The sequence below is a fragment of the Bradyrhizobium sp. CFUWI genome, assembly GCF_056429085.1.
Window position 1 is genome coordinate 479,186 of the sequence record NZ_JBWJZE010000001.1, and the last position, 12,051, is coordinate 491,236.

The 12,051-nt window shown below is 65.4% G+C and carries 15 protein-coding genes; 12 read left to right on the forward strand and 3 right to left on the reverse strand.

Features of this window, described 5'->3' with window-relative positions:
• The first annotated feature begins 13 nt into the window (after positions 1–13).
• Both AC066S_RS02245 and ubiA read left to right on the forward strand, forming a co-directional pair.
• Positions 14–667, forward strand: coding sequence for a hypothetical protein (locus AC066S_RS02245; RefSeq protein ID WP_126261931.1), 654 nt, complete (start codon positions 14–16; stop codon positions 665–667).
• 141 nt (positions 668–808) lie between these two features.
• Positions 809–1,762, forward strand: a complete 954-nt coding sequence (ubiA, locus tag AC066S_RS02250; protein ID WP_478268806.1) for a 4-hydroxybenzoate octaprenyltransferase — start codon at positions 809–811, stop codon at positions 1,760–1,762.
• A 107-nt stretch (positions 1,763–1,869) separates the two neighbouring features.
• On the opposite strand, the gene AC066S_RS02255 is transcribed toward ubiA, so the two are convergent.
• Positions 1,870–2,388 (reverse strand): DUF6101 family protein, encoded by a 519-nt coding sequence (locus AC066S_RS02255; RefSeq protein ID WP_478268807.1) that lies wholly within the window; start codon positions 2,386–2,388, stop codon positions 1,870–1,872.
• A 264-nt stretch (positions 2,389–2,652) separates the two neighbouring features.
• Here AC066S_RS02255 and AC066S_RS02260 point away from each other — a divergent pair, with 264 nt between their 5' ends.
• From AC066S_RS02260 to AC066S_RS02290, 7 genes are all read left to right on the forward strand, one after another.
• Positions 2,653–4,041: a TldD/PmbA family protein gene (locus tag AC066S_RS02260; RefSeq protein WP_164719123.1), complete on the forward strand. Its 1,389-nt coding sequence runs from the start codon at positions 2,653–2,655 to the stop codon at positions 4,039–4,041.
• Positions 4,028–4,837, forward strand: a complete 810-nt coding sequence (locus tag AC066S_RS02265; protein WP_478268808.1) for a 3'(2'),5'-bisphosphate nucleotidase CysQ — start codon at positions 4,028–4,030, stop codon at positions 4,835–4,837. The genes AC066S_RS02260 and AC066S_RS02265 overlap by 14 nt, the downstream gene beginning before the upstream one ends.
• Before the next feature lie 77 nt (positions 4,838–4,914).
• Complete coding sequence (locus tag AC066S_RS02270; protein WP_135170289.1) at positions 4,915–5,157, forward strand: DUF4170 domain-containing protein; 243 nt, start codon at positions 4,915–4,917, stop codon at positions 5,155–5,157.
• Positions 5,154–5,867, forward strand: coding sequence for a lysophospholipid acyltransferase family protein (locus AC066S_RS02275; RefSeq protein ID WP_126261925.1), 714 nt, complete (start codon positions 5,154–5,156; stop codon positions 5,865–5,867). The genes AC066S_RS02270 and AC066S_RS02275 overlap by 4 nt, the downstream gene beginning before the upstream one ends.
• Positions 5,830–7,176: a 3-deoxy-D-manno-octulosonic acid transferase gene (locus AC066S_RS02280; RefSeq protein ID WP_478268809.1), complete on the forward strand. Its 1,347-nt coding sequence runs from the start codon at positions 5,830–5,832 to the stop codon at positions 7,174–7,176. The genes AC066S_RS02275 and AC066S_RS02280 overlap by 38 nt, the downstream gene beginning before the upstream one ends.
• Entirely contained in the window at positions 7,169–8,185 is a 1,017-nt protein-coding gene (gene lpxK, locus AC066S_RS02285; RefSeq protein WP_478268810.1) for a tetraacyldisaccharide 4'-kinase, read from the forward strand. Before AC066S_RS02280 ends, lpxK begins: the two co-directional genes overlap by 8 nt.
• 255 nt (positions 8,186–8,440) lie before the next feature.
• On the forward strand, positions 8,441–8,776 hold the full coding sequence (locus tag AC066S_RS02290) for a GYD domain-containing protein (protein ID WP_011090245.1): 336 nt from the start codon (positions 8,441–8,443) through the stop codon (positions 8,774–8,776).
• A 370-nt stretch (positions 8,777–9,146) separates the two neighbouring features.
• Here the strand turns inward: AC066S_RS02290 and AC066S_RS02295 are convergent, their stop codons facing one another.
• The gene (locus AC066S_RS02295) at positions 9,147–9,332 is read right to left on the reverse strand and encodes a hypothetical protein (protein WP_235885151.1); all 186 of its coding nucleotides are present in this window, start codon (positions 9,330–9,332) and stop codon (positions 9,147–9,149) included.
• 429 nt (positions 9,333–9,761) lie between these two features.
• On the opposite strand from AC066S_RS02295, the gene AC066S_RS02300 reads away from it, so the two are divergent.
• Positions 9,762–10,073, forward strand: coding sequence for a hypothetical protein (locus tag AC066S_RS02300; RefSeq protein WP_126261921.1), 312 nt, complete (start codon positions 9,762–9,764; stop codon positions 10,071–10,073).
• 121 nt (positions 10,074–10,194) lie between these two features.
• On the opposite strand, the gene AC066S_RS02305 is transcribed toward AC066S_RS02300, so the two are convergent.
• Positions 10,195–10,425 (reverse strand): DUF2093 domain-containing protein, encoded by a 231-nt coding sequence (locus AC066S_RS02305; protein WP_126261920.1) that lies wholly within the window; start codon positions 10,423–10,425, stop codon positions 10,195–10,197.
• A gap of 196 nt (positions 10,426–10,621) precedes the next feature.
• Between AC066S_RS02305 and AC066S_RS02310 the strand changes: the two genes are divergently transcribed.
• A complete protein-coding gene (locus AC066S_RS02310; protein WP_478268811.1) occupies positions 10,622–11,446 on the forward strand; it encodes a dienelactone hydrolase family protein in 825 nt (274 codons plus the stop codon).
• Between the two features lie 191 nt (positions 11,447–11,637).
• Positions 11,638–11,784, forward strand: coding sequence for a hypothetical protein (locus tag AC066S_RS02315; protein WP_478268812.1), 147 nt, complete (start codon positions 11,638–11,640; stop codon positions 11,782–11,784).
• The last annotated feature ends 267 nt before the right edge of the window (positions 11,785–12,051 follow it).

Sequence of the window (12,051 nt, forward strand, 5' to 3'; positions counted from 1 at the left end):
AGAGATTTTCTTGATGATCCGTCATTTGATGGTTCCGATCGCTGCCGCCATGGTCACCATGGGCGCCTCTTGTGCCTATGCGCAAAGCGCGTTCCCGGCCCCCCTGCCCAATCAGGCGCCCGCCAGTTCGGCGTTTCCGCCGGTGAACGGCTCGGCGCCGACCGCGTCGGTTGGCGCGGCTCCGCAATCGTCATTTCCCGTGAACGGCGCCGCGCCGATCGGTGGCGCCGGAGCTTTCAGCGCGGCTCCGCCGACCCAGGCCGGTCCCGGCGAGGATTGCATGAAGACGTTCATGCCCCTGCGCGAGGAAGCCGAGAAGCGCGGCAAGCTGATCAAGGCCGCGAGCGACCGTCACGCCCCGCCTGACGAGGCCTGCAAGCTGATCCGCAGTTTCAGCCAGGCTGAAACCAAGATGATCAAGTACATCGAGACTCACTCGGCCAAATGCGGAATTCCGCCGCAGGTCGGCGCGCAGATGAAGGACGGCCACAAGAACACCGAGGCCATGGCGAACAAGGTCTGCAACGTTGCGCAGCAACAGCAGGCGCGTCCCGCCGGCCCGTCGCTGAGCGAGGTGCTTGGGTCGGGCTCGGCACCTGAGGCCAATGCCGGCAAGAAGGGCGGCAGCACCTTCGACACGCTCAACGGCAACGTCCTCACCCGATGATACACGTGCCGCCGATTTGAAGTTCCTACGGTGCTCGCCGCGAGATCTCATAGGAACTTCAAATCGATAAGCGGCACGTGAACTAAAATTTTCTGGCTAGTGCCCTTGTAGTTTTCGAAGTTCGTACCGGAATACGCCGCGATGGAATACGAACTTCGAAAACTGGGCACTAGCAGATCCGCCCGCGTTGCCGATTCCACCGGCAACTGGGTCGATACGCTCGCGCCGCCTTGGGCGCGGCCTTACCTGCGCCTGTCCCGGTTCGATCGTCCGATCGGCTCCTGGCTGCTGTTGATGCCATGCTGGTGGTCGGCTGCGCTCGCGAGCGGCATGGCGCATGACGTCCGCGGACTGCCGCTCACCATCGCGCTGTTCTTCGTCGGCGCCTTCGTGATGCGCGGAGCGGGCTGCACCTGGAACGATATCACCGACCGCGATCTCGACGACAAGGTCGAGCGCACGCGCTCGCGGCCGCTGCCGTCGGGGCAGGTGAGCACGAAGCAGGCGCTGGCCTTCATGGTCGTGCAGGCGCTGATCGGCCTTCTGGTGCTGCTGCAGTTCAACCGCTTCGCGATCGCGACCGGCATCGCATCGCTCCTGATCGTCGCGATCTATCCCTTCATGAAGCGGATCACCTGGTGGCCGCAGATCGTGCTCGGGCTTGCCTTCTCCTGGGGCGCGTTGATGGGATTTGCCGTCACCTTCGGCCGCATCGACATTACTGCTCTGGTGCTCTATGCCGGCGCGATCTCCTGGGTGATCGGCTATGACACGATCTACGCGCATCAGGACGCCGAGGACGACGCGCTGATCGGCATCAAGTCGACCGCACGCCTGTTCGGCGCGCATACGTACCAGGCGCTGATCCTGTTCTACGGGCTGTCGGTGATGCTGATCGGCGTCGCGCTGGCCTCAGGCGATGCGCGCTGGCCGGCCTGGCTCGGCCTCGCCGCCTTCGCCGCGCATCTGGCGTGGCAGATCGTGCGGCTGCGGATCGAGGATCCGAAATTGTGTTTGCGCCTGTTCAAGTCGAACAGGGATGCGGGCTTGCTGCTGTTCGCGGGATTGCTCGCCGACGCGCTGATGCGGGCGTAATGCAAATGCGTAGGGTGGGTTAGCGAAGCGTAACCCACCAACGTCATCCGCATCGAAAGTAAAGAGGTGGGTTACGCCTTCGGCTAACCCACCCTACGGCATCTTGCTCAATTCCGCGCGATGATCTCGCGTTCGCCTTGATGAACCGGCAGCTCGCGCGCCATGGCGACGCGCCGACGCATCAAGAATTTCGGGCGGCGGGCGCGGATTGCATTGGCGCGGCGGCGGCGGGCCGCGGGCTTGCGCGCAGCTTCGTTGAGCTGCGGCAGCGCGAACAGCTCGCTCCAGATCGCCCAGGCCTCGATGAGCTCGTCGCCATCGGCCCCGACCAGCAGCGGCACGGACAGCGAGGGATCGCGATGCACGAGCACGAGGGCCTGTGCCTCGTCATTGCCGCGCAGCGCGACGCCGGTGAAGTCGCTGACGCGGACGTTGATTGCCATCTGCATGCCGCGGACGGCACGGCGCAGCACGACACGTTCGCGATGAAGCTCGATCTGCCTGACATATCCGTCGGCGCGCGGGTCATGCGCATCGAAGCGGACCGGAAGGGAAAGAGGGTCGAGCCGCAGTGAGCGGCTCGACCCGGCGGGGTGGGCCCCGCATGTTGCTGTTTGACGCCTCACGGCTTTCGTTCTCCCCGCCGGGATTATGTTCCCGGTCGATGCGAGGACCTTAGCGCGCGCTCTTCCGAAACCGCTTAAAAAGGCTGGTTAACCCACCGTCACTGCTCGTCATGATTGACAAGACCTTGGCGCGCATGATTGACGAGACGTTGCGCCGAAGTTGCGAATCTGAGCTTTGGCGGGCTGAAAATGCTTGAAGTCCGCGCGATCAGGGCACATCTGTGGGTTCCGGCCCCCGCACCCCGCCCCAACAGGATTTCTTTCGTGAACGCTTCACCATCCGCAAGCTCGACCACAGCCAATCGCGACCTGTTCGATCAGTCCGCGCTCTCCGATCTCGCGCAGCGGCTGGTCGAGGCGGCCAAGCGCGCCGGCGCGGACGCGGCCGATGCGGTCGCGGTGCGCGGCGTCTCGCAAGGCGTCGAGGTGCGCGACGGACGCGTTGAGGAATCCGAGCGGTCGGAGGGCGACGATGTCGGCCTGCGGGTGCTGGTCGGCCAGCGCCAGGCGGTGGTTTCGACCAACGACGTCAGCGGCGATGCCGTGACCAAGCTTGCCGAACGCGCGGTCGCGATGGCGCGCGTGGCGCCCGACGACAAATATGTCGGCCTCGCCGATCCCGCGCTGCTCGCGCGCGATTTCCCCGATCTCGACCTGCTCGATCCCGGTGTGCCCGCAACCGGCGAGCTCGAACGCCGCGCGCTCGCGGCGGAAGCCGCGGCGCTCGCCGTGAAGGGAGTGACAAAATCCGGCGGCGCCTCGGCCTCCGCCGGCATCGGCGGCATGGTGCTCGTCACCTCGACCGGCTTCCACGGCTCCTACCTGCGCTCCAGCCAGGGCATCTCGGCCACCGCCATCGCGGGCGAGGGTACCGGCATGGAGCGCGACTACGACTTCACCTCGGCGCCGCATGCCGCCGATCTGCTGTCGCCGGAAGCCGTCGGCCGTTCCGCCGGCGAGCGCACCGTGGCGCGCTACAATCCGCGCAAGGTCGAAACCTGCAAGGTCCCCGTCGTGTTCGATCCGCGTGTTGCCGGCTCCCTGGTCGGTCATCTCGTCGGCGCCATCAACGGCGCCTCGATCGCGCGCAAGACCAGCTTCCTGAAGGACAAGCTCGGCCAGCAGCTGTTTGCCAACAACATCCGCATCATCGACGATCCCCTGCGCAAGCGCGGCCTGCGCTCGCAGACCTTCGATGCCGAGGGCGTCGCGGTGAAGAGAACCGCGCTGGTCGACGAGGGCGTGCTGACGACCTGGCTGCTCGATTGCGCCACCGCGCGCGAGCTCGGTCTCGTCACCACCGGCCACGCCCATCGCGGCGTCTCCTCCTCGCCCTCGCCGGGGCCCTACAATCTGCATCTCGAGGCCGGCACGCTGAGCCCCGCCGAGCTGATCTCCGACATCAAGCAGGGTTTCTACGTCACCGATCTGATCGGCTCCGGCGTCAACGGCGTGACCGGCGACTACAGCCGCGGCGCCTCCGGCTTCTGGATCGAGAACGGCGAGATCACCTATCCCGTCAGCGAGGTGACGATCGCCGGCCATCTGTTCGAGATCTTCAGGTCGATGCAGCCCGCGAACAATCTCGAGTTTCGCTACGGCATCAATGCGCCGACGGTGCGCATCGAGGGTTTGACGCTTGGCGGACGTTGACGCGAACGACACGATCCTGACGCGCGACGCGGCGCTGCTGCAGGAGACGGTGCGGGAAGCGGGCGCGCTGGCGCAGTCGATGTTCCGCACCGAGCTGAAGAAGTGGACCAAGGGCGCCTCCTCGCCGGTCTCGGAAGCCGACATCGCCGTCAACGATCTGCTCGAAACGCGCTTGCGCGGCGCGACGCCGGATTATGGCTGGCTCTCGGAAGAGAGCGCCGACGATGCGGCCCGGCTGTCGCGGCGGCTGACCTGGATCGTCGATCCCATCGACGGTACGCGCAATTACCTGGGTGGCCATGACGATTGGTGCGTCAGCGTCGCGCTGGTCGAGGATGCCTCGCCCGTGCTGGCCGCGGTGTTCGCGCCGACGACCGGCGAGTTCTTCTTCGCCGCGCGCGGACGCGGCACGACGCTCAACGGCGTCCCGGTGCGGGCGACCTCGGGAGCCGAACTGGATTTCGCCCGCGTCGCCGGGCCGAAGCCGCTGGTCGAGCGCCTGAAGCCGTCCCTCGGCGACATCAAGCTGCATCCGCGAATCGGCTCGCTGGCGCTGCGCCTGTGCCGGGTCGCCCATGGCGCGCTGGATGCGGCTTTTGCGGGGGGCAACAGCCACGATTGGGACCTTGCGGCGGCCGATTTGATCGTGCAGGAAGCCGATGGTAGGATGAGCGACCTCTCCGGAGAACCCATCCTCTATAACCGCCGGGAAGTGGCGCACGGGGTGCTGGTGGCAGCGGGGCGCGATCGTCATGCGGGCATTGTCGCGCATTTTCGAAACCGCCCCTTGGCCTAGGCGCTTCTCGTCGTGCTTGTCGAACACTGTGCTTGTAGAACACTGCTTTGCCGGGCAGCCCGTTAGGAACAGAACTGATGCCAGATAGTGCCCCGCAACAACTGCTTCACCTCGTCATCGGCGGCGAGCTCGTCGATCTCGAGCAGAACGTCTTCAAGAATCTCGACGACGTCGAGATCGTCGGCCTGTTTCCGAATTATGCGACCGCCCACGCCGCCTGGCGGGCCAAGGCGCAGAGCACGGTCGACAATGCGCAGATGCGCTATTTCATCGTCCATCTCCATCGGCTGCTCGACCCGAATCAAGAACCGGCACGTTGAAAAAACTGCTTCGCAATACGCTGCGAAGCAGCTGGTTTCAGCGTGCCGTCGGGGTTCTGGCGGCCGAATATCTGCGTCTGGTCTGGCGGACCAACAAATTCACGTTCGATCCGCCCGACGTCTATGAACGCGTCGAGCCGCAGATCCCGGCCATCTTCGCCTTCTGGCACGGCCAGCATTTCCTCACCCCCTTCATCAAGAACAAGGATTCCTACCGGGCCAAGGTGCTGATTTCCCGTCACCGCGACGGCGAGTTCAACGCCATCGCGGTGGAGCGGCTCGGCATCGGCCTGATCCGCGGTTCCGGCGATCATGGCGGCGCCTTTCACCGCAAGGGCGGGGTCGGCGCCTTCAAGGAAATGGTGCGGACCCTCCAGGACGGTTGTAATGTCGCGCTGACTGCCGATGTCCCCAAGCGCGCGCGCGTGGCCGGGCTTGGCATTATCATGCTGGCACGGGAATCGGGGCGGCCGATCATGCCTTTCGCGATGGCGACCAGCCGCTTCATCCGGCTGAAGAACTGGGACCGCACCACCATCAATCTGCCGTTCGGGCGGGGCGCCTTGGTCGGCATCAAGGAAATCCACGTTCCCGCAGATGCCGATGCCGCCACGATGGAAGCGCTGCGGCTGGAGCTGGAAGAGACGTTGAACGAGGCGACCAGGCGCGCCTATGCGCAGCTCGGCCGCCCGGGGCCGCAAGATGGCTAAATCGCTGCCCATTGCACTGCCGATGACGCTGCGGATGTATCGGCGCCTGGCCGCGGGCCTGGTGCCGCTTGCGCCTGCGCTGATCAAGCGGCGGCTCAGGCAGGGCAAGGAGGACCCCGCGCGCGTCGGCGAGCGGCGCGGCCTGTCCCGCGACGTGCGGCCGCATGGCCCGCTGGTCTGGATCCACGGCGCCAGTGTCGGCGAGGTGCTGGCCGCGGCGGCGCTGATCGAGCGTTTGCGCGATCTCAATCTGCGCATCCTGCTCACCTCGGGCACCGTCACCTCGGCTGCCGTGGTCGCAAAGCGCTTTCCGCCCGACGTCATCCATCAATACGTGCCGTACGATTCCCCGCGCTACGTCGCGCGCTTCCTCGACCATTGGAAGCCGTCGCTGGCGCTGTTCATCGAATCCGATCTGTGGCCGAACCTGATCCTGGCCGGCGCGGCGCGCCGGGTGCCGATGGTGCTGATCAACGGGCGGATGTCGCCGCGCTCCTTCCCGCGCTGGCAGCGCATGCACGGCACCATCTCGGCGCTGCTGTCGCGGTTCGACATCTGCCTGGCGCAGTCGAAGATCGATGCCGAGCGCTTCTCCGCGCTGGGCGGCCGCGATGTCGTCACCACGGGCAATCTCAAGCTCGACGTGCCGGCGCCGCCGGCCGATCCCGCCAAGCTCGAGCGGCTGATGGCGATGACGCGCGGCCGGCCGATCATCGTCGCGGCCTCGACCCATCCGGGCGAGGACGAGATGCTGGTCGCGGCGCATCGCAGCCTCGTCGGTTTCTTCCCGCAGCTCCTCACCGTGATCGTGCCGCGGCATCCCGATCGCGGCGCTTCGATCGCCGGCCTGATCACGGCCTCGGGCCTGACGCCGGCGTTGCGCTCGCGCGAGGAGCTGCCGACCGCGACCACCGACATCTATGTCGCCGACACCATGGGCGAGCTCGGCCTGTTCTACCGCCTCTCGCCGATCGTGTTCATGGGCGGCTCGCTGATCCGCCACGGCGGACAGAATCCGATCGAGGCGATCAAGCTCGGCGCCGCCATCGTCCATGGTCCGCACGTCTTCAACTTCACCGAAGTGTTCGAGGCGCTCGATGCGAGCGGCGCGGCGCGGCAGGCCGATACGCAGGAGGCGCTGGTCAAGCAGCTCGGCCAGTTGCTGGCCGATCCCCTCCTGCGCGAGAAGATGCAGCGCGCAGGCTCCGGCGTGGTCGAGCAGCTCGGCGGCGCACTGGATCGCACCATGGCGGCGCTCGAGCCCTATCTGCTGCAATTGCGGATCGAGATGGGGGCTGCCAATGCGTGAGCCGGCCTTCTGGTACCGGCCACGTTCACTTCAGTCGTATGCGTTATGGCCGCTCGGAGCGCTCTACGGCGCGATCGCCGAACGGCGCATGCTGCTCCCGGGCACGGACGCCGGCATTCCCGTGATCTGCGTCGGCAATTACCATGTCGGCGGCGCCGGCAAGACCCCGACCGTGCTGGCGCTGACCAAGCTGTTGCGCGAGCTCGGCGAGACGCCGGTGGTGCTCAGCCGCGGCTATGGCGGGCGCCTGAAAGGCCCTGTCATGGTCGACCGCGCACGCCACACCGCAGCCGATGTCGGCGACGAGCCCCTGATGATGGCGCGCGACGTGCCGGTCGCGGTCGCGCGCGACCGCCTCGACGGTGTCGCGCTGGCGAAGTCGCAAGGCGCCACAATGATCCTGATGGACGACGGTTTTCAGAACCCGCGCCTGCTCAAGGACGCCTCCTTGATCGTGATCGACAGCGAGCGCGGCCTCGGCAACGGCGAGGTGTTTCCTGCGGGCCCCCTGCGCGCGCCGTTGCAGGCGCAGCTCGCGCGCACCGACGCGCTGGTGCTGATCGGCGACGGCCGCGCGGCCAACGATGTCGCCGCCGAGCTCGCCAAGCGCGACAAGCCGGAGCTGCGCGCACGCCTGAAGCCGGTTGCGGCCTCGCTCGCGCAGCTGTCCGGCGAGCGGGTCTTCGCGTTCGCCGGCATCGGCGACCCCGAGCGCTTCTTTCGCACTCTGCACGCCAGCGGCATCGCGGTCGCGCGCACGCGCGCCTTCGCCGACCATCACTTGTTTTCGCAGGACGAGATCGCAGCGCTCGCAGCGGACGCGCGGCGCGAGCAGCTCACGCTGGTGACGACAGAGAAAGACCTTGCACGCCTGCGCGGCCGCGCGGACGTGCCCGACGGCATCGTGCCATTCGCCGTTGAGCTCGAGTTCGACGAGCCGGCAAAGCTGCGGCAATTGATCAGCGATCATCTCTACAAGGCACGCGAGCGGCGGTACAGCGCGCGTTGATCTTGTGCACTAGGCAAGCGTCTCTGCCATAGCTCATCCAGCGACGTGTCGCGGGTGACGAATTCTCTTCCGCACTCTTGGCAGTTGATGTAGCCTTTCACGAGAGCCGTCACCAGGACGTGCCGAACTCCCGGCAATCATCGACGGCGTTTATGCCCACGGCGGGCGCGATCTTGTTATTTCAGATGCGACGGCCGCAACGACCAGTTCGGAGCGGCAGGGAGAGTCATTGCCAAAAACAGAGGAGAGCATGCCATGCATTTTTGCCTCACCGGACAGTACACACCACGCGCTCTCAACGCTATCTTGGAAAATCCCACGACCAATCGCCAGGAAGCGGCCAGGAAACTTATCGAGGCGGCCGGCGGAAAGCTGATCTCGATGTACAGCGTTGCGGCCGACGGCCCAGGCGTCCTGGTGATTTTCGATGTGCCTGATCCCAGTGCGGCTCCGGCCATTTCCGGACTGACCGTTACGGCAGGCACCCTGCAGAACGTGAAGCTGACCCGGTTGTTCACGCAGGACGAGATCAAGCAGGTCCGCCAAAACGCTGCGAAGCTGCGCTCCTCATATACTCCGCCCGGAGGCTGACATCCGGATCTCGAGCGTTGCCGCCGCAGGCGTGGCAGGCGGCGGCAACGCTCACATCATAGAAACAATCAATTCTGCAAGCCGAGTCGAGGCGAGGGTCTGGCGTCCTTCGACGGACGATGCAATACGGTGCGTGCTGCGTCTGCCATGGGTCGGATTGAACGTGCCAGCAGCCTCGTTCCCCGCGGCGGTCGTGCTTCAGCAGTTATGCTCACCACGCCCCAGCGGCCATCATTCCGACAATGGTCAGGCACGAGAGGCAGGCCACCATGACAGTATAATATTCGGGTGTATTCATTGCAGGCTCCCAAACTGTTGCCAATTGCTTGGTCATTGCTACGCGGGAGAGGTTGCCCGTGGTCGGGCCGCTTCAGTGCGGCGCGCGGTAATCGGGTTGGCGATGTATGTCCGTCTTGTCGTCGTCACCCCGATCTGCAGGATGATGATCCGCGTCCAGCGCCTGAGCGCGTTCAGTCGCGATCAGAAGCTGTTTCCGCATTTCAGCAAGACGGGCGCGACAATATTCTCGATAGAGCAACTCGAATATGGCGGGCATGATCACCCCCATCGTTTGGCTTGATATTCCGCCGCGAATTTTCCTGGTGAACGTAGCCGTCCCGATGGCTCTTCGATATGAGCCCGTTCACAGACTGCACCAATTCCAAAGCTCAATGGTCGTTTGGTTGGCTTGATTGTCTGCGCGATAAAAGGAGCAGGGCCAGTTACCTAACATGCAACTATAGCAGCCCTCTGTTTCATCAAGACTTCGTCGAACAACTTAAGGGCGCCGAATCGCAACGAAGAATCCAACCACAGCGCGAAATGACTAACCACTGAGTGCGCGCACTGTTCGATGCAACGCGGAGCGTGAGGCCGCGATGATCTTGGTGCAGGATGTGCTCGGTAGATGGCGACGCCGAACGGACATTCAGCCGGCATTCATGGCGAGGCTTCTATCGAGTGAGCTGCGTCCAGGAGAGGTCAGATGAAATTGCAGTCCGCGCTTCTTACCGCCAGCCTCATATGTCTGCCGGTTTTGCCCGCCCTTGCTCAGACATCCGCACCGGCTGCCGCCGCTCCGACCGCCACCGTGCCGGTTCCCGCCACCAAGCGCGTGACATGCCTTGCCACGACGGCGAGCCTGAAAGGGCAGGACAAGCGCGATCAGCTCCAGCTCTGCCTGGCGCAGGCGCGGCTCGATTGCCTGAAGCAGGCGATCGATCAGAAGATCGTCGGTGAGGCGCGGAAGAGTTTTATCAAGACCTGCGTGGGCGGCGATGCTCCCGAGCCGCAATAGCCGAACCATGCCAAGAGTTCGATCTTGTAGGGTGAGCAAAGCGAAGCGTGCCCACGTGCTTCGTCGCGATCGTGCAGAGATGGTGGGCACGGCGCATTGCGCCTTTGCCCACCCTACGAGATCACGATTCCTGCGGTTTCGGCGCGCCGGGAAAATGCCGCTGCAAGACGGCGGCGGGCGTGGCGTAGGCCTCCTGCAGGTCCACGCTCCAGTACTTCAGCTCGTCGAGCGGGATCCGCGCGTCGGTGATCGCGCAGCGTACGTAGGTCCCCGGCGAGATCACGCGGAAATCGCCGTCGAGATATTGCACCTGCGCTTCGCCATGGCCCGAGGGGCCGAACTTGTTCAGCACGGTCGAAAGTCTCCGTGGAAGGCCGCTCCCAAAGGAAACCCCTGGAGGGCACGATGTGTTGGCCGGGATGTAGCATAGATAGGGCGGCTTGTCCGCCCGTTAAACCCACCGGTTTGTGATGTTTTGCCGCCGCTCCCGCGTGACAATGCCTTCCGCGAAGGATCGCTGGTTCCGGCACCTCCTACGGCAGAGTCCGATGCGCCTTCGATTGACCGCCCTGTTCATGACGCTGCTGATGTCGGCCGCGCGTGCCGCGCCGGCGCCGCAGCCGGTCGAGATTCCGCTGGTGTCAGGCGTCCTCCATGCGCAGCTCTACAAGCCCGAGGGCGCAGGCCCGTTTCCGACCGTGATCGCGCTGCATGGCTGTGGCGGGCTCGGTGGCCATTCCGATTCCGTCCTGCCGCGCTATCGCGACTGGGCCGAGCGCCTGCTCAAGGCCGGTAACGCCGTGCTGTGGCCCGACAGCTACGGCTCGCGCGAGCTCGGGCCGCAATGCCGGCTCAAGGAGATGCACGTCAAGGCGCGCCGTGAGCGCGTCGCCGATATCGCGGCGGCGCGGGCCTGGCTGATGAAGCAGAGCTGGGTGGCGCGCGACCGCGTCAGCCTGATGGGCTGGGCCGATGGCGCCAGCGCGCTGCTTTGGGCCGTGCGTCCGCAGAGTGCCGCGCGGGACCTCGGCCCGGATTTCCGCGCCGCGATCGCGTTCTATCCCGACTGCCGGATTTCCGCCGGCCTCGGCTGGAGCTCGCGGGTGCCTACCCTGGTGCTGATCGGCGCCGATGACGACGTCTCGTCTCCGCCGGCCTGCCGCCAGATGGTCGAAGGCGCGCATGGCCGCAGCGCGCTCGCGCGCATCGTGGTCTATCCCGGCGCCTATCACGAGTTCGACCGCGCCGACACGCCGCTGCACGCAGCTGCCGGCAGCAACGATGCCATAGCGCCCGAGCGCGGCCATCTCGGCATTGATGCGCAGGCGCGCGCGGAATCGCAGAGAGATGTCGCGAAATGGCTGGCGCGGTGATGGTGGTACCGTAGCCCGGATGAGCGCAGCGATATCCGGGGAGGCTGGTCCCGCATATCGCTTCGCTCATGCGGGCTACACGTCCCACATCAAGCGGGGCCGACCCAGGAATCTAAGGATCGCGCAAGGCGCCGATTTCAACACGTGACGGCGCCTTAGTTCGACCACGATGTCGATTCAACGCAATCCCCATGCGCAGCCGCATCGTCCTCTTCTCCGCACTCGTCGTCTTCACCGTCGCGATCTTCCTGTACGAGGCCCACGCCGGCGCCCCACAGCGCGCGCCGGAACATTGCGGCTTCTGGACCACGATCGACGCGGGATTGTCCTGCCGCTAGGCGGTGCGGCCTCCACAGGCTCCGTCATTGCGAGGAGCTCGCGACAAAATTGCGTAGCAATTTTGCGCTGATGCGACGAAGCAATCCAGAGTCTCTCCGCGGAAACACCTGGATTGCTTCGCTTCGCTCGCAATGACGCTTGGAGCTGCACGCGCCTCCCACACATTCGCTGTCATCGCCCGGCTTGACCGGGCGATCCAGTACGCCGAGGCGGTTGTGAGTCACTGACAGGCTGCGGCGTACTGGATTCCCGCTTTCGCGGGAATG

Coding starts and splice junctions, on each gene's coding strand:
- AC066S_RS02245 (WP_126261931.1), top strand. CDS start 14: ATGATCCGTCATTTGATGGTTCCGATCGCTGCCGCCATGGTCACCATG.
- ubiA (WP_478268806.1), top strand. CDS start 809: ATGGAATACGAACTTCGAAAACTGGGCACTAGCAGATCCGCCCGCGTT.
- AC066S_RS02270 (WP_135170289.1), top strand. CDS start 4,915: ATGCCAGATAGTGCCCCGCAACAACTGCTTCACCTCGTCATCGGCGGC.
- AC066S_RS02280 (WP_478268809.1), top strand. CDS start 5,830: ATGCGCAGCTCGGCCGCCCGGGGCCGCAAGATGGCTAAATCGCTGCCC.
- lpxK (WP_478268810.1), top strand. CDS start 7,169: ATGCGTGAGCCGGCCTTCTGGTACCGGCCACGTTCACTTCAGTCGTAT.
- AC066S_RS02290 (WP_011090245.1), top strand. CDS start 8,441: ATGCATTTTTGCCTCACCGGACAGTACACACCACGCGCTCTCAACGCT.
- AC066S_RS02295 (WP_235885151.1), bottom strand. CDS start 9,332: ATGCCCGCCATATTCGAGTTGCTCTATCGAGAATATTGTCGCGCCCGT.
- AC066S_RS02300 (WP_126261921.1), top strand. CDS start 9,762: ATGAAATTGCAGTCCGCGCTTCTTACCGCCAGCCTCATATGTCTGCCG.
- AC066S_RS02310 (WP_478268811.1), top strand. CDS start 10,622: ATGCGCCTTCGATTGACCGCCCTGTTCATGACGCTGCTGATGTCGGCC.
- AC066S_RS02315 (WP_478268812.1), top strand. CDS start 11,638: ATGCGCAGCCGCATCGTCCTCTTCTCCGCACTCGTCGTCTTCACCGTC.